Here is a 19,467-nt window from a genome sequence, read left to right as displayed (position 1 = left end):
CCTCCTTATACAGAAAAAGCCCGAGAAATTTTGTCAGTCATTGACAAAATCTCCCAGGCTTTTTCCCTTCCGTGTCTGCGGCTTAAGCCACAGGTTCTCTCTCGGACCAGACCCAATTGGCGGAACCCTAGAGAACAAAAGTATTCAGTTTGATACGGTAGCGCTAGTTTAGCACATCCGGAAAATTGGGGCAAGGGGTGTTGGAAAATGTTTGATGTTAACCGGTTTCATCTTTATAATAGAAGGTGTTGTGAATAACATCACATACAAACCAGCATTCAATCAATCACAACTATCACAAAAACAGTTAGGAGCGATTTTAAATGACACAGATGTTTGGGAGTCCCGCTTCATATGTTCAAGGTAAAGGTGTTTTGTTTGATAGTGTTCAATACTTAGAAAAATTAGGTCGCAAACCCATTTTAATGGCGGATACTGCCGTTTACAAAATTGTCGGTGACCAATTTAAAGACTACTTAACCGAAAACAAATTTGATGTCCACAAGGTCATCTTCCGCGGAGAGGCCTCACCGGAAGAGATCGACCGGATCACGGGCATCGGTAGCGACTTTGGCGCCGACGTTGTGATTGGGTTAGGCGGCGGGAAGACCTTGGATTCCGCCAAGGCCATCGCCGACAACTTGAAGGTGCCAGTGGCCATCTTGCCATCACTGGCTTCGACCGATGCACCTTGCTCGCGGTTGTCTGTCATTTATCACGAAGACGGATCATTCAAGGCTTACCGGTTCTATGACAAGAACCCTGACCTGGTCCTGATCGATACTCGCTTGGTTGCTGGGGCCCCAGCGCGCCTATTGGCTTCCGGAATTGCGGACGCCTTAGCGACGAACGTCGAAGCCCAAGCCGTTGCTAAGGGGAACAGCGACAACATGTTGGGGGCCAAGCAGACCTTGGTCGGCAACGCGATTGCCCAAAAATGTGAAGATACGTTGTTCAAGTACGGTCGGTTGGCCCTGGCTTCCGTCAAGCAACACGCCGTGACCGACGCCTTGAACAAGATCGTTGAAGCCAACACCTTGATGAGTGGGGTCGGCTTTGAAAGTGGCGGCTTGTCCGCGGCCCATGCCATTCATGATGGGTTGACCGCGTTAGACGGCCCAATCCACGAACTGACCCACGGGGAAAAGGTGGCTTACGGCACGTTGACCCAACTCTTCTTGGAAGGTCGGACTGAAGAAGAGTTCGACCGCTACCTGGCGTTTGACCTGTCATTAGGATTACCAACGACCTTAGCAGACCTGAAGATTCCAGACGTTACGGATGCAGAACTCTTAAAGGTCGGCGAACAAGCTACGGCACCCGCAGATACCATGGACCGGATGCCATTCGAAGTCACCCCAGACGACGTGGCCCAAGCCATGCGTGGGGTCGATGCTTACAGTCGGGCTTACCAGGCAAGAATGCAGAGATAGCCGGGTTGAACCCGTTTGAAAGTTCGATAAGCTGGTCGGCACGTTCAAAAAACTGTTTGACTGCCCAGTGTTGTTTCACGTGAAACAAATAGCTGGCATCATCAAAAAAGACTTTTTCAGAATTGCAATCGTTCTGAAAAAGTCTTTTTTAGTGGTCGGGTTACCCATTGCCAGGCGCGGTCACAGGCTCCCGTTTCAATCGGCAGCGAGCAGATTAGTCGATCGGCCGGTATTCTGGAACCCACTTCATGGCCGCAACGGCTTGCTTGGCGTTTGCGATGGGTTCCTTGTTCAGCTGTTGGTCCAGGATGCTTTGGGCCACGATTTCAGCCAATTTTTGTGAGAATTCCGTCAATTGAGAAACGGGTGGTAGGACCGCCGCACCAGGCTGGGTCGTGTCAACGATGCCGCCAAGGGCATGGCAAGCGGCAGATAACGTTTCACCGTTTAAGACCTTCGCCGTTGCGGCAATTAGGCCGAAGCCCAAGCCGGGGTACATTAAGGCGTTGTTGCCTTGACCAATGTGGTAGGTTGTGCCCCGGTAATCGACGTCGTCAGCGGGAATCCCCGTTGCGATAAGGGCCTTGCCATCCGTCCATTTGATGAGGTCGGCGGCGGTTGCTTCGGCCAATTTGGTCGGGTTAGACAGGGGGAAAATGATTGGCCGTGGCGTGTGGGCGGCCATGTCCTTGACGATGTCTTCCGTAAAGGTTCCGGGCTGGGTGGAAGTCCCAATCAAGACCGTCGGGTGAACCGTCTTGACCACGGCGGCCAAAGTCGTTAAGTCGTCAGCGTTAGCGAATTCGGAGCAATCGCGCGTAAAGGGCTTCTGTGCGGCGGTCAAGTCCGGCGTATCCGTAAATAACAGCCCTTGCTTGTCGACCGCGTAGAAGTGCTTGCGAGCTTCTGCTTCGGATAGGCCAGCGCGTTGTAATTCATCAAGAATCTGGTTGGCAATGCCCATGCCAGCAGTTCCGGCACCGAACGTGACAAATTTTTGGTCCTTGATATCTTCCTTAGAGATGTTCAAGGCACCTAAGATCCCGGCCAACACGACCATCCCAGTTCCTTGAATATCATCGTTGAAGGTGGCAAATTGGTCCTGGTACTTGTCAAGAATGACCTGCGCGTTAGCCCGGCCAAAGTCCTCCCAGTGGAGTAAGGATTCGGGGAAGAGCTTCCGTTCGGCCGTCACAAATTGGTCGATGATGTCCAGGTATGGGTCACCAGCCAACCGTTTATGATGGTTTCCTAAATAGAGCGGATCGTCGCGTAGCTTTTGGTTGTTCGTTCCGGCATCAATGCTGACGGGGAGGACTTGCGCGGGATCGATACCAGCTGCGGCCGTGTAGACCATCAGCTTACCCACGGCGATGTCGACGCCGTTAACGCCCCAGTCGCCCATTCCTAAGATGCCTTCAGCGTCAGTGACGACGACCAAGCGGATATCACGGCCGCCAGCAGCGTTTTTCAGGGAAGCTTCGAAATCTTCGGGGTGGTCAACGGAAAGGAACGCGGCGTTTTGGGGATCCGTGAAGAGGTGACTGTATGCTTCAATAGAATCTGCCACCGTGGGATCATACACGATGGGCATGAATTCAACGACGTGGTCAGCCATCAAGCGGAAGAAGAGGGTCCGGTTTTCATTGAACAGGGTCATCAGGTAGAGGCGCTTTTCCAAGTGACTGGACTTGCTTTGGAACTGCGCGTAAGCCTGCGTGACCTGTTCAGCCAGCGTTTGGACGTGGGCAGGTAGTGTGCCGACCAGGCCGAGAGCGTGGCGTTCGGCTTGCGTAAAGGCTGTGCCCTTATTTAGAAAGGGGTTATTTAAAATTGCATCTGCGTTTTTCATAAATGATGCCTCCAGTTATTTGATTAACTCTATAGAAACAGCATAGCGGCGGGAGGCGGGTATAGTCAAATGTGGCAGCGACTATAAAAATAATTTATAATGGGGTTACAATCAGTGTGACAAAGGGGTGTTAAAATGAACACAAAAGACTTGGCCTATTTCGATCGCCTAATTAAATTAAAAAACTTTTCGCAGGTGGCTAACGAATTTGGCGTTACCCAGCCGACAATCACCATGGCGATTCAGCGATTAGAGGCCGAATTTCAGGCGAAACTCGTCTTGCGGGACCGGGTTCATCATGAATTGGTGGTAACAGCAAGTGGCCGGCAGCTGGCCGTTCACGCGGAATCAGTGCTCCAAGAGCTGGCCTTGGCCCATCAGGAGATTACGCACTTAACGCAGGATCAGACGGTTTTGGGACTCCCGCCGATCATCGAAAATTACTACTTTCCCCAGGTGGCGGCGTCTCTGCAGAAACGGGGGATGTTGGCAGATATCCGAACCTTGACGGGCGGGTCGGTCTGGCTCCGGAATGCCCTGCGTGATGGGCAGGCGGACCTGGCCTTATTAGGGTCGACGGCACCGCTTGCCTATAAGTCGTTGATTGCCGAAGAATTTGATCGCCAACCGTTCAACATCTTTGTGTCGGCGGCGCACCCGTTAGCCAAGCGCAAACGGATTTACTTTAGTGAATTGAAGCAAGAAAAGTTTGTTCTCTTTAATCATAGTTTTGTGCATAACACGGCATTTAATCTGTTAACGCGGCGGAACCATTTCCGACCAGACGTTGTTTTCCGGGCGACGGATACCCATGCGATTATGAATCTAGTCGCGGAAAATGTGGGGGTCACTTTCCTAACGGGCATTGTTGACCAGCACCGTCCCGATGTGGCGCGGTTGGAATTGCTAGATGACGAGCAACCCGCGTTTCTGTCGAGTATCGTTTACCGGTCGTCACACGTCTTGACCCCGGCCCAGCAACAGGTGCTGACCATCTTGCGGACGACGTTGACTAGGTCGTGACCGGCCCCGGTCTTGGGGCGCTGGGTTGGTGAGGTGGCGTGCCCAAGTCGGGCCAGTGGCGCACGTTGCGGTAGTGCATTCAGTAGCACCACCAACCAAAAAAATAGCATCATCCAGAGGCGTCCCGTCGCAATTGGCGGGGCGCCTTTCAGGGCTGAAAGATAATGAAAGCGTTACCAGTAACTGAACAAAACGCCCTTTTTTGTCGAACAAGTGACTAATTTCACGATAAATACAATCGTTTGCATTTCGATAATCATGCGATTTTGGCGTCTTTTCTGAAAATTCGATGCGGAAAAACGCCTTAAAATTTCGCTGGGAGGTTGCTATACTGAAAACGATTTAAAAATGACTGTATCAGTCATCATAACTTAGATAAAAGGTGCCGCGGGTCACGGCCCCCGGCGTAAATATGGAGGTAGCAACTATGCAACTCGGAAGTATTGAAGCTGGGGGAACCAAGTTTGTTTGTGCAATCGGTAACGAAGATTATCAAACCAAGGACAAGGTGCGGATTCCGACCACGACCCCGGAAGAAACCTTAAGCAAGACCATCGCGTACTTTAAGCAGTTCCCAGAACTAAAGGCGATTGCCATTTCATCCTTTGGGCCCATCGAACTGCGGCACAACTCGCCGAAGTACGGGTACATCACCAACACGCCGAAGCCGGGCTGGGCCAACACGGATTTCGTGGGCCGGCTGAAGCAGGAACTAGACGTGCCGATGTACTGGACGTCCGACGTGAATGGCTCTGCTTATGGCGAGTACGTGATGTCCACGCTGTTCAATGAAAATATTGACTCGTTAGTTTACTTCACGATTGGGACCGGCGTGGGGGCCGGCGCCGTCATTAACGGGCATTTCGTCGGCAGCTTGGGGCATCCTGAAATGGGGCACGTTCGCTTGAAGCGCCACCCCGACGATTTGAATTTCGCCGGCATTTGCCCATTTCACGGGGATTGCTTGGAAGGTCTGGTCAGCGGGCCCACGTTCGACGCGCGGCTGGGGAAACCCGGTAAGGACGTGCCGTTGACCGACCACGTTTGGGACATCATGGCCTACTACGTTGCGCAAGCAGCCCTGCAAGTCACGTTGATGATGCGGCCCGACAAAATCGTCTTTGGTGGCGGTGTCGTCAGCGAGACCTTCTTGAAAAAGGTGCGGCACGAATTTGCTGAGTTATTGAATGATTATGTCAACGTCGGCAAGCTCACGGATTACATCGTGATGCCGGCCGTCAAAGACAATGGTTCAGCCACGCTAGGGGACTTTGCCTTAGCACTTAACGAATACAACAAGTAAGAGAGGGAGAATTTTAACTTATGAAAGCCTTAGTTTTAACGGGAACCAAAAAGATGGAGATCCAAGACGTCGCCAAGCCAGAGGTTAAAGCCAACGAAGTATTGGTCAACACCGCCTACGCTGGCATCTGTGGGACTGACCGGGCCCTTTACGCCGGTTTGCCAGGGTCTGCTGACGCTGTGCCACCAATCGTGTTGGGCCACGAAAACTCCGGGATCGTTGCCGCTATCGGTAGTGACGTTACCAACGTGAAAGTCGGCGACCGAGTTACCGTTGACCCCAACATCTACTGTGGCCAATGCGAATACTGCCGGACCGACCGCCCAGAACTGTGTGACAACCTGTCCGCCGTTGGGGTGACCCGCGATGGTGGCTTGGAAGAATCCTTCACGGCACCTTCATCCGTCGTTTACCCAATTCCTGACAACGTGTCTTTAAAGGCCGCTGCCGCGACTGAACCCATCTCTTGTGCGGTTCATGGCATGAGCTTACTGAGCGTTAAGCCTTACCAAAAGGCATTGGTCATCGGCGATGGTTTCATGGGGCAATTATTTGTGCAATTATTACAAGCTTACGGGGTGCACCAAGTTGATTTTGCTGGTATCGTGGACGAAAAATTAGCCTTCAACAAGGAAAAATTTGGCGTTACCAACACCTACAACACCACGCGTGACAGCATTCCTGCCGACTACGACGTTGTGATTGAAGCCGTGGGGTTGCCACAAACGCAAGAACAAGCCGTTGAAGCCACGAAGAAGGGCGCCCAAGTCCTGATGTTCGGTGTTGGGAAGCCAAATCAGACCTTCTCCATGAACACCTACGAAGTTTACCAAAAGCAATTGAAGATCCAAGGGGCCTTTATCAACCCCTACGCCTTCGAAGACGGGATCGCCCTGTTGTCCAGCGGTCAATTGGATGTGGAATCCTTGATCAGCCACGAAGTCAGTTTGGAACAAGTTGAGGATGTCTTAAACGGCAAGGTTGCTGGTGTCAGCAAGGCTGTCGTTAAAGTGAGTGACTAGTAAAGGTAAGGGATTATTGTGAAAGTTGAAGCAGCAAGCGATTTGAATACGGGTGCCGACGTTACGGTAAGTAACCAACGGACGATTTCCATGTCCAAGGCGATTGCCTACTTCGCACTGTCACTGGTCATCAACTCGGCCGGTAACGTGTTGACGTTGGTCACGAGCGCTAAGATTCACCCGTCCTTCTTGGGGGCGGCCTACTGGTCCGCAGCCGAAGCCAACTTGGGAACGGCCTTTCATTGGAACCTGTTTTGGGCGTTTCTGATCATGGGATTCTTGACGGCGGTGTTAAATGCCATCTTGATTCACCACTGGGATTGGAAACGAATCGCCGGAAACATGGTCTTCATGGTCCCGTTCTCCGCGTTGATTCAAGTGTTTGAGGACTTCTTTGATGGGAAATATCCGGCGTTATTTGCCGGCCTTCCCGAGGCACGCAGTACGGGGATGGTCATCCTCTACGTCGCGCTGAACTTCTTAGGTGTCGCGTTTATCGCGGTCGCCATTTCCATTTACCAACGGGTCAACTTGGTGTTGCACCCGGCCGATGACTTGATGCAGATCCTGCGTTTCCGCTACTTTAAGGGGCAAGCGGCCAAAGCCATGTGGGCGTCTTACATTCCGCCGACCATCATGGCAGTTATCGCTTTGGTCATCACGCGGCAATTTACCAACTTCGGGTTGGGGACGGTCTTTGCCTTCCTCGCCCAAGGTGGGATTACCGGGGTGGCCGACAAGGTGATCTTCCCGAAGCTGAAGCACCAGGCCGTTGATGTCGGACAAAAGATTGAATAGGAGCTAATGCAAAATGGCAGTTCAAGACTTTATTACTGGAATTCAACACGTGGGAATTCCCACGGCAGACTTAGACAAGACGATGGCGTTTTACGAATCGTTGGGCTTTGAGCGCGCTGGGCTATTTCCCAATGGCGACAACCGCTGTGCCTTCATGCGATTGGGCAACTTGACGATTGAAACCTGGGAAGGCGACCCGACCAACCCAACGGCCGGCGCCATCAACCACATCTCACTCAACACCACGGACGTCGACAAGGCCTTCGCCGCCGCTAAGGAACAGGGCTTAGACCTGGTCAACGACGAAATCCAATCTATCCCATCATTCTGGGACAAGGGCATTCGGTTCTTCAACATTTTGGGACCAAACCATGAGACGATTGAGTTTTGTGAGATTTTAAAGTAAGAGTGTGGAGCAGGGCGCTAAGCTGGCGAGCATTAACGGCGCTAAGTGAATAACCCTGGGTTTGGGTTATTTGCTTAGCGGTGTTAAGCGGAACCAGCTGCCCTGCGGAACACGTTTCGGCGGCCGCTGGTTTCCGGATAGATGGGGCAAGAGCGGCCGCAACGCCCTGAGCGAACCTTACCAGCAAGGAGAATCCACCCTGGGCTTGGGAAATTTTCTTGGCTGGGTTAAGCGCAGGAGTCTAGCTCGCGGAACACGTTTCGGAGGCCGCCAGTTTCCGGATAGACAGGGTGAGAGCGGCCGCAACGCTCTGAGCGAACCTCGCCCATGCAAAAAGCCGCCCAACCCACAATCAACAGCAACAACCTCACCAATCCTTTTCCAAGCACCTCATCAATCTTGTGAAAAGTACCGCCACTACCTTCGCGTGGCTGGATTGGCGAGTAAAGCAAAAACGAGCTACCCCAGCCAGGGTGGTTCGTTTTTTTTTCGAGAATTTTCCTGATAAGTTTTAGTGTACGGGATGAATTAGGGGATGACAAGCAGAGATGGGATCACTTGGAATTGGTTGATTGAGCGGATAATCTTGTGCTAAAAAAGGTTGACGAAGGCGTGATTATCATGCTATTCAGTCGCCTGGTATTGCGATATACTACCCCTAAAAGGAGCTGAAACACCATGCAAGCACCCCAAATTCCCACCGAAGTCCTGATTCCCCAGTCCTTCACGAGCATCACCCAAGCCGAAGACCACCTGTTGGCCCAGGTGGCCATGAAACAAGAAACCATCACGGAACAGCAGTTGGAACACCCGCTGATCGACCAGTCGACGTTATCGGGGATGGTGTTCATGGGCGACACCTTCAATCGCTTCGAGGTGACCGATACGCTGTTTCGCAATTGTACGCTGGTCAACTGCGATTTCACGGGTATCAGCCTGTTTCGCGTCCGGTTTGAAAACTGCAAGTTGGTCGGCACGACCCTGGATCACGGCACCCTAAAAGCCGTCACGTTCGTGGACTGTGACGGCTCATTGACGAATTTTAATGAAACCAAGCTGACCCAGGTCGCGTTTCAGCACAGCAAGCTCACGGAACTGAACTGCTGGGAAAGTACGCTGAAACAGTGTCAATTCACCGACTGCGACCTGAACCAGGCCGATTTTTCGGGCACCTCGCTGAAACACCATGACCTGAGTACCTGCCGCTTTGAAACACTGCGGGTGTCCGACTGGGCGGTCCGTGACTGCCGGTTCAATGAAACGCAAGCGGCGTATTTGGCCCGGTTATTTCTGGGAATTACGTTAGCGTGAAATGGTGGTCGCAGCCAGGCGAATTTCCTCCGGCAACAGGTCGGGGTCTTCAATCTTGGCGACCAGCCGATCGATGGCCGTTTGCCCCAGTTCGGCAATCGGCTGACGGGCGGTGACGATGGGCTGGGGGAGAAAGTCGAACCAGTCCTGGTCGTCAAAGCCACCGAGTTGCAGGTGGGGGACGTCAAGGTCCGGAAGCTTGCGCAAGACGCTTTGCATGATGGTGTTGTCGGCAACAAACAGGCCGTCACATTTTTGATTGATCAATAGCTGGCGCGTCATCTGCTGGACGTTGCTGTTGTCCGTGCGGGCGGTAGCCTCGATGGCCTCGTCCGGTTCGATGCCGGCCGCGGTCAGGGCCTCCTGGTAGCCGGTCAAACGTTCACTGGCGGTAAAGGACACTGCGCTGTTGATGATGCCGACGCGGGTCGCACCCTGGGCAATCAGCTGGGAGACGATGGCGCGAGTGCCCTGCACGTTGTCGACCAAGACCCGGTCGTAAGGCGCGTGATTGGGGGTCGGCGGCATGCGGTCCACGAAGACGGCCGGCGTCGGCCCTAAGATGGCGGCGTAGTCAGTGGGGCCACCGGCGCTGGTGATGATGACGCCGTCGACCTGTTTTTCTAATAACAAATTCAAACCGCTGGCTTCCTTGGCCAGGTTCTCATCCGTGTTGACCAAGATCACGTCGTAGCCCGCTCGCGACGCCGCGTCTTCGATGGCACGACTCAGGTGGGTGAAGAAGGCATTGAGGATGTCGGGGATGATTAGCCCCAGGGTGTGCGTTTGCTGGACGCGAATGCTCCGGGCCAGGTCGTTAGGGTGGTAGCCCAGATTGCTGGCAATATTTTGAATCTTTTGACTCGTGTCACGTTTGACCCGCGGGCTGTGGCTTAACGCCCGTGAAACGGTCGCTTCTGAAACTCCTGCTGCTTTGGCAACATCTTTAATCGTAACTTTTCCGGTCAATGTCTTCACCTCATATAATTAATAATCGTTTATTAATATTAATAATCATGGTTATCGGCAACTTTTTGCTTACACAATTCATGGTAACGGTTTGATTTGACCGACGCAACTAAATCTCTTGGCAAAAAATTTCAAAAAAGACTTGCGTTATCCCCCTACTTAATGATAAAATTTATTTCTGTTGGGTCAGTGATGACTACAATTCTTGGGCTATAGCCAAGTGGTAAGGCAACGGGTTTTGATCCCGTGATGCGCTGGTTCGAACCCAGCTAGCCCAATCGAATAGATGAACGTGGATTCTCGTCATGGTGGCGAGAATTTTTTTGTGTCCGGTAGAAAGCGCTGCCATTTTCGTTTAGAATGGACCTAATGACCTGAAGAGGAGACAACGATAATGACAACGAAGATTATTCTAGACTGCGACCCCGGCCACGACGACGCCTTAGCCATGATGCTGGCGCTGGCCAACCCGGAGATCGACCTGTTGGCCGTGACCACGTCGGCCGGTAACCAGACGCCGGAGAAGACGTTAAACAACGCCATGCGGCTCTTGACGCTGATGCACCACCAAGAGATCCCGGTGGCTGGCGGCAACCGCACACCGCTGTTAAAGCCGTTAGAAACGGCCGGTAACGTTCACGGTAAGAGCGGACTGGACGGTGCCGAGTTGCCTGACCCGGATTTTGCGGTCCAAGACTTGACCGCCATCGAATTGATGGCCCAAACCTTGCGACACAGCGCTGAACCGGTGACGCTGGTGGTGACCGGACCGATGACCAACCTGGCCCTATTCTTGCGCGTCTATCCCGAGTTAAAAGCCAAGATCGCCCGCGTCGTCTTCATGGGTGGTGCCATGGGGCTGGGCAACTGGACGCCTTCCGTTGAGTTCAACATCTACGTCGACCCGGAAGCCGCCAAAATCGTGCTCAACGCCGGCATTCCGTTGACGATGGCACCGTTGAACGTCACTCACAAGGCGCAGATCTTAAAGCCAGAGATCGACGCTATCGGCCAAATCGACAATCCCGTGGCCCACGCCTTTTACGGCCTGCTGAACTTCTTTGAGCTGTACCATGAAAATCCTAAATGGGGCTTCAAAGGCGCGCCGCTACACGATCCGTGTACGATTGCCTGGTTGTTGCATCCAGAGATGTTCCACAGCGAGTTGATGAACGTGGACGTCGAAACGCAGGGTGAATTGGTACGAGGCGAAACCGTTTGTGATTATTACGAACTGACTGGCAAGCCCAAGAATACCGATGTGCTCTTAGACCTCGACCGAGACGCCTTCATCCGGCTGATTACCACGTCTTTAGAAACATTTAACTAGCCACGTAAACCCTTGACCCATCAGTGACGGACCGCCGTTGCTGGTGGGTCTTTTGGTCGTCCTTGGAAAAACTTAAACAATTTCTCGTATACTGGAAGAACGAAATTTTTGTGTAGAGGTGAATATTGTGAGACAGAAAGCTTTTCCTGCCCACGAGGAGTTGATCTTCGGCAGTGGTTTGACCATGATTGCCGGGGCGCTCGATGCCTATTCCTATTTGGAACACGGCGCCGTCTTTGCGGGCTTACAAACGGGGAATCTCATCTTACTGGGGATTAACTTCGGCCACTTACAATTGGCCCAAATGGGGCGGTATTTGACGGCGCTACTGGCCTTTGCCTTGGGCACGGCGGTGGCGCGGTTGTTGCAGCACTGGCTAGCCCAACGCCAGGTGAGCCCACAGAGCGTGGCGTTGTGGTTGGAGTTTGCTATTTTAATCGTTACCTTAATCACGACCAACGTGATTCCCGACTGGGCAGCCACCGCATTGCTGTCTCTGGCGGCGGCCGTGGAGTTGCAGGAATTTCGCCGCATCAAGGGGGCGCCGTTCACGCCGTTGATGATGACTGGCAACCTGCGCACGGCCACGGAATCACTGGTCGACAGCCTGCGTTATCACGACCAGGAAGCTCGTGGCAGGGCCCGAGACACCTTCGCTGTGCTGGGCAGCTTCATCGCCGGCGCCGTTCTGGTTGCGGCCTTCAGTCACCTGTTGGCGGGCTACGCCATTTTAGTGCCCATCTTGCTGGTGGTCGCCTTGATTGCTTGGCTTTACCAGCAGAACCATCGGCGGCGGTGGAAACACTGAGATGGTGGGGAAATTAGCGCCTGACGCAGGCACCTGGCTTCACCAGTTTTAGACTCAACCTTCAGTAAATCGCAATCCAACCCAAAAAACATCCCTGAGAAAAGCTCTCAGGGGTGTTTCACGTGGAACAAAAGTCTATTTTGTGGCGTCGAATTGGTAATCGGCACTGTAGAACGGTACCCGGTAAGCCCGGTAGGCGTAGGCCTTGTCCGCGGCACTCTTCATAGTGGCGTTGAAGACTTGTTTGCCTGACTTGGTGACTTCGATGACGTTACTTTGCGCACCGTTGTGCTTGTAACCGAAGTCGATCAGCGTGTTACCATTGGCTTGCCGTTCGGCGTAACCGATGACGTAGGTGAAGTTGTCCTTACCCAGGGACTTCCCGTAAGACCAGGTCGTCTTGATGGTCATGTCCTTGGCGTTGACGTGGTATTGCACGGCTTGGGAGTACTTCCCGGACGTCTTCTTGTTCCCGTTGGTGACGGCAATGTTGTTGTCGTACAACAGGAAGTCTTCGCTGTTGGCGGAGTTCTTGCCGCCGTTGTTCAGCAGGTAGATCCCGTGTTGACCACCGGTGATGACGGTGCCCTTGGCCGGCTTCAACAGGTAAGGGCGGTAAGCCTTAGGCCACGTGGAAGCCTTCTTACCGGAGTAGATCCACTTGATGTGGTCGGTCTTGTAATCCAGCTTCATGATCATGTCTTGGTTCCGGCTGGAAATGACGATGGACTTGTCATTCTTGTCGTAGTCCACGGCATTTTGGTGGAGCCAGTCGATCTTGCCATCGGCACCCTTAGCGTACTTGGTCCACATGGACTTCGGTAGCAATTTCTTCATGTCGATGACCTTCACAATCTTACCAGTCTTGTGGGAAACCTCGACCATGGTGTCTTCCTTGTACTTGGACCCGTCGGAAACGGTGGCCAGGAAGTTGTGGTTCGGCAGTTCGACCAAGTCATGGTGAATGACCGTGGTTTCGCTGTTGGCTTTGGCAGCGGCCTTACTGATGCTGGCTGCATCGGAACTACTGGTGTTGGCCGCGAAACTGTATTCCTTGTAGACCCGACCCAAGTAGTCGGTTTCAATTAAATCGTTATAAACGTCGGAGTTGACGTCCTTTTTCGACAGCATCATGATGCGGCCACCCGACCACTGTTCAATCGTGTGTTGGGAGTAGTCGGTGCTGTACCACCGCACGGCGCCGTCCGCGTCAATGGCGAAGGGTTGTTTGGTCGTCCGGTTCATGATGGTCAGCTTGTTTTTGCCGATCTCCATCTTGGACTTGTCGACGTTTTTGGTCGTGATCGTGGCGTTGGCAACGTAGGTCGGTAATTTACCGGTCTGCATCTTCAGCGTCTTGGTGGTCGTCTTGCCATCCTTGTTGGTGGCGGTGATCTTCACCGTATTGTTGGTGTCGGCGTACAGCCCCACAACGGGAACTTGGTGCGTCGTGGTGTAGCCACCCTTAACGGTGTTGGTGATGGACGTCTTGTCCGACTTGCCAACGACCGTGTAGCTAACTTTTTCAGCGTCGCTGGTCTTGAACGTGACTAATGCGGACAGCGGGGACGTCTTGTACGGGTTGACCTTGACGTAGGGGTTGTCCAACGTGTACTTACTGTTTTGTGCTGCTGCTTTATAGGTTGCGGTCAAACTCTTCTGACTGTCTTGGCGCGTCGTGATGATCTTGGTGTCCAAATTCTTCTTGATTTGAGCATCCGTCAACACGGACTTGTTCGTCTTGATCTTGTAACTCGCCGCCGATGAGCTTGACGAGCTCTTGGAACTAGAACAACCGGCCAAACCGACTGTCAGAACTGCCAGGGAGGCAATAGCAAGCGTTACCATCCGGGGGTGTTTGAATTGCAAATGAGCCATCTCCTTTAAAAATTGTCGAAAAAAAGGGGGAGTGGTCACTAAGACCAAGCTCCCCCAACTGCTATGTAACACTTAACAATATAACACTTTTGCCGAAGGAGCTTTGTTAATAAAAACTGACTTTTTTGTGAACAAGTTGTGAACTTTATGAATTCTACTATAACTAGTGGATTATCAAGCGTAATGTAGATGGTGACTGGTCTTTTTAAGCCAGAAATGAGGTTATCTAAGAAATTCTTATTTTCTGTTTAGAAAACCATCAGGACGTCAGGGTTAATCGAATGATATAACTAAAGGCGTATTAATTACGGGGCGACCCGTTAGAAGAGGTGAGACCGTGGCCGAACGGAAAAAACGGCGGTATTTACATGAGGTTGATCTCATGCGGGTCATGTTCATCGGTGGGGTGTTGCTCAATCACACCACGACGGCATTTGAGAACCGCTTGGTCGATACCACGAATAGTCAATTATTGTTAGAAGCGACCCACTTGGCCCTGCATTTTACGCGAATGGGCTTTATGTTCATGACCGGGTTAGTGTTGGTCCTGAATTATTACAACCGCGATCATCAGTGGTTACGATTTTGGAAAAAACGCTACATCAGTTCTGGGGTCCCCTACATTGCTTGGAACGCCATCATCATGATCGTCGCGACGTTGATTGCCAGCGGCGGCATCGATTGGCCGAAGTATTGGGCCCATTTGGGCAACGCGTTGCAGTATGGGAATGAGTATTACATGTATTATATTGTGGTTACCTTCCAGCTGTACCTGTTGTTCCCCGCGATCGTCTATATGTTTAAGAAACTCCCGGATCACCATTTCGCCATCATCGGCATTAGTGCTGGGGTGCAGCTGTTCTTGATCACGGGCATCAAATATTGGTTGCCCCACATCGACACCAGCAACTGGCTCTGGTGGTTCCGCGCTTACGGTAACAACGTCTTTGTCTACCAGTTCTACTTCGTGGTTGGGGGATTTGTCGCCATTCACTACGATGATGTGGTCGCCTTTATTGAAAAGCACCACAAGTTCATCAACTGGATGGCCGGGTTGATGGCCATCGGTACGGTCTTCTTATTCTTCGGGGACCGTGACATCTTGCAGCTGAGTCGCAAGGCCATCTTCTCCGTGCACCAGCCGTTCATCTTCATTTACGACTGCTTTATGATTTTATTTGTTCTCTGGTTCGGTCTGCAGTACGCCAAGGCGCGCCAACACGGCTTACCAGACTGGCTAGACAACCTGATTCAAGCCTTCTCCAAGGTTTCCTTCGGGATCTACCTATGTCAAAGTTTACCGATTTTTGCCTTAAATGCCATCTTGGCCCACATCAGCTTACCGGCATGGCTGCTATTACTCTTGCTGCCCGTTGGCTACCTGTTCGTGGCCGGTGGCGCTCTGCTGATTTCGTGGTTCTGCTTCAAGGTACCGCCATTTGGTATCCTGATTGGTCGGCCACAATGGCACCTGTTCTCGAAAGGAGCACGTTCACATGTCAAAAGTAACGCTTAAATTAACCAATCAATTAAAACAACACGCTAACGATCAGATCATCAAAGACGAGTCCCGCGATCAGTGGTACACCGGCGCAGAACTCGCGGCCGACGTCGACCAACTCGACGATCAACTGCGCGGCCTGCACGTGGGCCACGGCGACGTCATCTACGTGTGCCTGCCGAACTCGGGGATGTACCCCGTCTTGACGCAAGCCATCTGGGAAATCGGGGCCATCATGAACCCCGTTTCCGCCAATACGCCAGCAGCAGAAATGCTGGCTGACCTGAAGGAACACGACTACGCGGCGGTCATCGTGGCCGACGAACTGGTCGACGCTGTCTTGGCAGACCGACAAACGCAACGCGCCGATTTGACGCTCAACACCGCCGATAAGTTGACGGTCATTCGGGACACGGCGGTTGCCGGCCATGTGGCTGCGACGCCGACCGAAGAGGACCTGGCGCTGATCTTGCACACGTCCGGGACCACCGGAAAGCCGAAGCGGGTAGGGTTGACCCACGACCTGATTCGTCACGGTGCCCAACACGACATCGACGCTCACCGGTTGACGGCTGCCGACACGACGCTGATTACCATGCCGATGTTCCACATCAACGCGCAGGTCGTTTCCGTCTTATCAACGCGCCTATCCGACGGTAAAATGGTCATCACGCCTAAGTTCTCAGCCAGTCGTTTCTGGCCACAGGTCCAAGATAACGGCGTAACCTGGGCCTCCGTGGTACCAACCATCATCAACATCTTGTTGTTAAACGACAAGGCCAAGGCCGCTTACAACGACCAGACCCACTTGCGGTTCGTCCGGTGCTCGTCGTTCTCCTTGCCGCTAGAAAAGTTGACGGACTTCGAAGACACCTACCACACCCGCATCTTGGAGGGCTACGGCATGACCGAAACTGCCAGTCAATGCACGTTGAACCCATTTGACAAGCCGAAGGTCGGTTCCGTGGGCTTGCCGGTGGGTACTGACATGGCTATCTTGATCGACGGCGAATTCACCACGACGCCGGGACAATCCGGTGAGATTGCGGTGCGGGGCGACCACGTCATCAAGTCTTACCTCGATCCGCACCCCGATTCCTTCAAGGACGGCTGGTTCTTGACCGGGGATCTGGGCTACTTCGACGACGATGGTTACCTTTACATCAACGGTCGGAAGAAGGATATCATCAGTGTGGGTGGCGAAAAGGTCGCCCCAGCCCGGGTGGAAAACGTCTTGAGTGAACTGGACTTCATTAAGGAAGTCACGGTCATTGGCACGCCTGACGACCTGTACGGTGAAGCCGTCACGGCGGTCGTCATCAGTCGGCCGAATAGCGGCAGCCAAGCGGATCAAGAACAGGCCATTTTCGACCAAGCCAAGAAGTCCTTGGCCGGCTACGAACAACCGAAGCACGTGCTGTTCGTTCGCGATTACCCGCGCAACGCCACGGGTAAGGTCTTGCGGCCGAAGTTACGGGACCTGGTCGTAAACGATCCGGTGAAATTAGGTGCTAGCGCATGAGTCGGACCAAGCGGACATTTTTAAAATGGCTGGTCGGCATCGTGCTGGTTCTGTGGGTCGGGGTCGCCTATTACGGCTACCGGCAAACGGACGGCGCCAAGAGCAGTCACACCAACGGATTAACCACGGTCACGGTCGGGTATCAAAAGGGAGATCCCTTTGATATCGCCAAGCAACGCGGCAAGCTGGTCAAGAAAATGAAGGCTAAGGGCTATCGCCTGGTTCTCAAGCAATTCCAAGACGGCAACGCGCTGATGCAGGCCCTGAAGTCCGGGAGTATCGACTACGCTCGGGCCGGGGATACGCCACCCGTCACGGCCCAATCGGCCGGAACCAAGCTGGCCTACGTCGGCGTCGGGTCGACCAAGGCCAAGGGGTCCGGCATCCTGGTCAAGAAGAACAGCGGCATCAACTCGCTGAAGGACTTGAAGGGCAAGAAGATCGCCTATACCAAGGGGACCAGTTCCCAATACCTGCTGCTCCAGCTGCTGGTGAAGGCCGGTCTGGAAGTCAACGACGTGGATTGGGTCAACATGGACCAATCGGCGGCCAGTGTCGCCTTTGCTAAGGGCAAAATCGATGCTTGGGTCACCTGGGATCCGTACACGGCTCAAGCTGAGCTGACGCAAAACGCCAAGGCCTTGAGCAATGGGGTCGGCATGAGTAACAACCGGGACTACATTTTATCGATGCAATCCTACGCCAAGTCGCACAAGACCGTGTCGAAATACCTGGTCAAATACCTGGAAGACGACATGCAATGGGCCGATACGCATCACAAGCAATTGACGACCATGCTCAGTAAGTCGCTGAAGCTGAAGAAGTCAGTGGTCAAGAAAATGGTTGACCGCCGTCGCTACAGCATTCGGGGCATGTACGCCAGCGTTATCAAGGAACAACAAGAAATGGCCGATAACTTCTATAAGAACGGCATTACAACCAAAAAAATTAATGTTAGCAGCGCTGTGACCTACCTGAAGTAGGGTCAGTTCGCTGGGACATGTGGGTCGCCAATCTGTGAGTTGGCGGCCCTTTTTGGCGTTGCCAAAAAGTGGCGTCTACTGGTACTAACGAAATTGGTGGGGCGTTTGTGCGGGGGATTGGGGAAAGTTAAGGGATACTTAAGGGTATTTGGTGATTGGTGATGGTGGGATAAGGCGTAGCTGATGCAAGGAGGCAATGCGGTATAATGGGGCTATCTAATGAAGGAGTGGCGTAGGATGACAAAAATCGTAATAGCGGCGGATTCGTTTAAGGGCAGTGCAACCTCCCAAGAAGTGGCGACGTACTTAACCCGGGGCATTAAACAGGTGGCACCCACGGCCCAGGTCGAGGCGGTACCCATTGCGGACGGCGGCGAAGGGACGGTTACCAGTGTGTTGACCGCTGTTGGGGGCCGGGCCATGACGACGCCGATTCAAGGACCGCTGGGCCAACCCGTGACGGCACATTGGGGCCTGCTGGCCGATCACGTGGCTATTTTAGAAGTTGCGGAGGGTGCCGGCATTACCCAAGTTCCCCGTGATCAGTTAGATCCACTGGCGACTACGAGTTATGGCGTCGGCCAGGTCATCCAAGCGGCGCTGGATGCGGGGGCGACGACACTGTATCTGGGCCTCGGTGGCAGTGCCACCAACGATGGCGGTGTAGGTCTGGCTCAAGCCCTAGGTGCGCGATTTTACGATGACCAGCACGCGTTGATTGACCAGACTGGTGCGGCAGTGGGAAATATCAGGACCATCGACTTGAGTCAGCTCGATGCCCGACTGGCTGACACGCAAATCATTGGTTTAACGGATGTGGCGAATCCATTGACTGGCCAGCAAGGCGCATCGGCCGTCTTTGGTCCCCAGAAGGGTGCGACGCCAGCCGTGGTTGCCCAACTCGATGCCGGGTTAGTAAACTTACAGCATCTGTGTCAAACGCAGTTGGGAACGGATTGGGGCGCGGTTCCCGGTGCTGGTGCCGCCGGGGGGATTGGTTTTGGGTTATTGGCCTTTTTGGGTGGTCGACTGGAACCGAGGATTCAGGAAATCTTGCGGTTGACCTACTTGGCGGAAAAAATCGCGACGGCGGACTTGGTCATCAGTGGGGAAGGCCAAATCGATGGCCAGTCACTGATGGGTAAAGCGCCAATCGGAATCGCACGGCTAGCCAAGCAGCAGGACAAGCCGGTCATTTTAGTAGCCGGTTGCGTCGGGAAAGACCTCGAGGCCGTATACGCCGCCGGGGTCGATCTGGTCCTGTCCTCGACCATGGCGCCGATGTCGGTTGCCCGGGCTATTGCCCAAACGCCTGAACTCTTGGCCCA

The 19,467-nt window shown here is 53.3% G+C and carries 16 protein-coding genes, 1 tRNA gene and 1 riboswitch; of the genes, 14 read left to right on the top strand and 3 right to left on the bottom strand.

Translation table 11 applies throughout. The annotated features are described in order from the left end of the window. Positions 1 to 48 precede the first annotated feature (48 nt). A riboswitch (guanidine-I (ykkC/yxkD leader) is annotated at positions 49 to 142 on the bottom strand. Positions 143 to 323: 181 nt separating this feature from the next. Beyond that, complete coding sequence (locus tag EGT51_RS10775) at positions 324 to 1,433, top strand: glycerol dehydrogenase (RefSeq protein ID WP_135368710.1); 1,110 nt, start codon at positions 324 to 326, stop codon at positions 1,431 to 1,433. A 214-nt stretch (positions 1,434 to 1,647) separates the two neighbouring features. Here the strand turns inward: EGT51_RS10775 and EGT51_RS10770 are convergent, their stop codons facing one another. Further along, positions 1,648 to 3,285, bottom strand: a complete 1,638-nt coding sequence (locus EGT51_RS10770) for a malolactic enzyme (protein WP_135368709.1) — start codon at positions 3,283 to 3,285, stop codon at positions 1,648 to 1,650. A gap of 135 nt (positions 3,286 to 3,420) precedes the next feature. Here EGT51_RS10770 and EGT51_RS10765 point away from each other — a divergent pair, with 135 nt between their 5' ends. The 6 genes from EGT51_RS10765 (at position 3,421) to EGT51_RS10740 (ending at position 9,148) form a co-directional block, all read left to right on the top strand. Then, complete coding sequence (locus tag EGT51_RS10765) at positions 3,421 to 4,308, top strand: LysR family transcriptional regulator (protein ID WP_135368708.1); 888 nt, start codon at positions 3,421 to 3,423, stop codon at positions 4,306 to 4,308. A 427-nt stretch (positions 4,309 to 4,735) separates the two neighbouring features. Next, the gene (scrK, locus tag EGT51_RS10760; protein WP_135368707.1) at positions 4,736 to 5,611 is read left to right on the top strand and encodes a fructokinase ScrK; all 876 of its coding nucleotides are present in this window, start codon (positions 4,736 to 4,738) and stop codon (positions 5,609 to 5,611) included. Positions 5,612 to 5,631: 20 nt separating this feature from the next. Beyond that, complete coding sequence (locus EGT51_RS10755) at positions 5,632 to 6,633, top strand: zinc-dependent alcohol dehydrogenase family protein (protein WP_135368706.1); 1,002 nt, start codon at positions 5,632 to 5,634, stop codon at positions 6,631 to 6,633. Between the two features lie 90 nt (positions 6,634 to 6,723). Further along, positions 6,724 to 7,431 carry a fructose permease gene (locus EGT51_RS10750; protein WP_225428725.1) on the top strand — a complete coding sequence of 236 codons (708 nt, stop codon included), beginning with the start codon at positions 6,724 to 6,726 and terminating at the stop codon, positions 7,429 to 7,431. 13 nt (positions 7,432 to 7,444) lie between these two features. After that, positions 7,445 to 7,837 (top strand): VOC family protein, encoded by a 393-nt coding sequence (locus tag EGT51_RS10745; RefSeq protein WP_125577281.1) that lies wholly within the window; start codon positions 7,445 to 7,447, stop codon positions 7,835 to 7,837. Between the two features lie 678 nt (positions 7,838 to 8,515). Then, positions 8,516 to 9,148 carry a pentapeptide repeat-containing protein gene (locus EGT51_RS10740; RefSeq protein ID WP_135368704.1) on the top strand — a complete coding sequence of 211 codons (633 nt, stop codon included), beginning with the start codon at positions 8,516 to 8,518 and terminating at the stop codon, positions 9,146 to 9,148. Here the strand turns inward: EGT51_RS10740 and EGT51_RS10735 are convergent. Continuing rightward, the gene (locus tag EGT51_RS10735) at positions 9,140 to 10,126 is read right to left on the bottom strand and encodes a LacI family DNA-binding transcriptional regulator (RefSeq protein ID WP_225428721.1); all 987 of its coding nucleotides are present in this window, start codon (positions 10,124 to 10,126) and stop codon (positions 9,140 to 9,142) included. The two genes, EGT51_RS10740 and EGT51_RS10735, sit on opposite strands and share 9 nt — an antisense overlap. Positions 10,127 to 10,323: 197 nt before the next feature. On the opposite strand from EGT51_RS10735, the gene EGT51_RS10730 reads away from it, so the two are divergent. From EGT51_RS10730 to EGT51_RS10720, 3 genes are all read left to right on the top strand, one after another. Beyond that, positions 10,324 to 10,395 (top strand) — tRNA-Gln (locus tag EGT51_RS10730). A 116-nt stretch (positions 10,396 to 10,511) separates the two neighbouring features. After that, positions 10,512 to 11,447 carry a pyrimidine-specific ribonucleoside hydrolase RihA gene (gene rihA, locus EGT51_RS10725; protein ID WP_135368702.1) on the top strand — a complete coding sequence of 312 codons (936 nt, stop codon included), beginning with the start codon at positions 10,512 to 10,514 and terminating at the stop codon, positions 11,445 to 11,447. Between the two features lie 127 nt (positions 11,448 to 11,574). Continuing rightward, the gene (locus tag EGT51_RS10720) at positions 11,575 to 12,255 is read left to right on the top strand and encodes a YoaK family protein (RefSeq protein ID WP_135368701.1); all 681 of its coding nucleotides are present in this window, start codon (positions 11,575 to 11,577) and stop codon (positions 12,253 to 12,255) included. A 135-nt stretch (positions 12,256 to 12,390) separates the two neighbouring features. On the opposite strand, the gene EGT51_RS10715 is transcribed toward EGT51_RS10720, so the two are convergent. Then, positions 12,391 to 14,133 carry an aryl-sulfate sulfotransferase gene (locus EGT51_RS10715; protein ID WP_167850198.1) on the bottom strand — a complete coding sequence of 581 codons (1,743 nt, stop codon included), beginning with the start codon at positions 14,131 to 14,133 and terminating at the stop codon, positions 12,391 to 12,393. 337 nt (positions 14,134 to 14,470) lie between these two features. Between EGT51_RS10715 and EGT51_RS10710 the strand changes: the two genes are divergently transcribed. The 4 genes from EGT51_RS10710 to EGT51_RS10695 all read left to right on the top strand — a co-directional run. Continuing rightward, positions 14,471 to 15,649: an acyltransferase gene (locus tag EGT51_RS10710; RefSeq protein ID WP_135368700.1), complete on the top strand. Its 1,179-nt coding sequence runs from the start codon at positions 14,471 to 14,473 to the stop codon at positions 15,647 to 15,649. Next, a complete protein-coding gene (locus EGT51_RS10705; RefSeq protein ID WP_135368699.1) occupies positions 15,630 to 17,156 on the top strand; it encodes an AMP-binding protein in 1,527 nt (508 codons plus the stop codon). The genes EGT51_RS10710 and EGT51_RS10705 overlap by 20 nt, the downstream gene beginning before the upstream one ends. Next, entirely contained in the window at positions 17,153 to 18,139 is a 987-nt protein-coding gene (locus tag EGT51_RS10700) for an aliphatic sulfonate ABC transporter substrate-binding protein (RefSeq protein WP_135368698.1), read from the top strand. The genes EGT51_RS10705 and EGT51_RS10700 overlap by 4 nt, the downstream gene beginning before the upstream one ends. Positions 18,140 to 18,376: 237 nt before the next feature. Then, positions 18,377 to 19,467, top strand: a 1,091-nt coding sequence (locus EGT51_RS10695) for a glycerate kinase family protein (RefSeq protein WP_135368697.1), incomplete at its 3' end; no start/stop codon positions are given.

The sequence above is a fragment of the Levilactobacillus suantsaiihabitans genome, from assembly GCF_004745505.1.
Classification (GTDB): Bacteria; Bacillota; Bacilli; order Lactobacillales; family Lactobacillaceae; genus Levilactobacillus; species Levilactobacillus suantsaiihabitans.
This window is presented reverse-complemented; position numbering and strand designations above follow the sequence as displayed.

Bases quoted from the DNA above. Each gene is read 5' to 3' on its own strand.
- EGT51_RS10700 (WP_135368698.1), top strand. From the start codon at position 17,153: ATGAGTCGGACCAAGCGGACATTTTTAAAATGGCTGGTCGGCATCGTG.
- EGT51_RS10705 (WP_135368699.1), top strand. From the start codon at position 15,630: ATGTCAAAAGTAACGCTTAAATTAACCAATCAATTAAAACAACACGCT.
- EGT51_RS10745 (WP_125577281.1), top strand. From the start codon at position 7,445: ATGGCAGTTCAAGACTTTATTACTGGAATTCAACACGTGGGAATTCCC.
- EGT51_RS10775 (WP_135368710.1), top strand. From the start codon at position 324: ATGACACAGATGTTTGGGAGTCCCGCTTCATATGTTCAAGGTAAAGGT.
- EGT51_RS10770 (WP_135368709.1), bottom strand. From the start codon at position 3,285: ATGAAAAACGCAGATGCAATTTTAAATAACCCCTTTCTAAATAAGGGC.
- EGT51_RS10765 (WP_135368708.1), top strand. From the start codon at position 3,421: ATGAACACAAAAGACTTGGCCTATTTCGATCGCCTAATTAAATTAAAA.
- EGT51_RS10755 (WP_135368706.1), top strand. From the start codon at position 5,632: ATGAAAGCCTTAGTTTTAACGGGAACCAAAAAGATGGAGATCCAAGAC.
- EGT51_RS10740 (WP_135368704.1), top strand. From the start codon at position 8,516: ATGCAAGCACCCCAAATTCCCACCGAAGTCCTGATTCCCCAGTCCTTC.
- EGT51_RS10715 (WP_167850198.1), bottom strand. From the start codon at position 14,133: ATGGCTCATTTGCAATTCAAACACCCCCGGATGGTAACGCTTGCTATT.
- rihA (WP_135368702.1), top strand. From the start codon at position 10,512: ATGACAACGAAGATTATTCTAGACTGCGACCCCGGCCACGACGACGCC.
- EGT51_RS10750 (WP_225428725.1), top strand. From the start codon at position 6,724: ATGTCCAAGGCGATTGCCTACTTCGCACTGTCACTGGTCATCAACTCG.
- scrK (WP_135368707.1), top strand. From the start codon at position 4,736: ATGCAACTCGGAAGTATTGAAGCTGGGGGAACCAAGTTTGTTTGTGCA.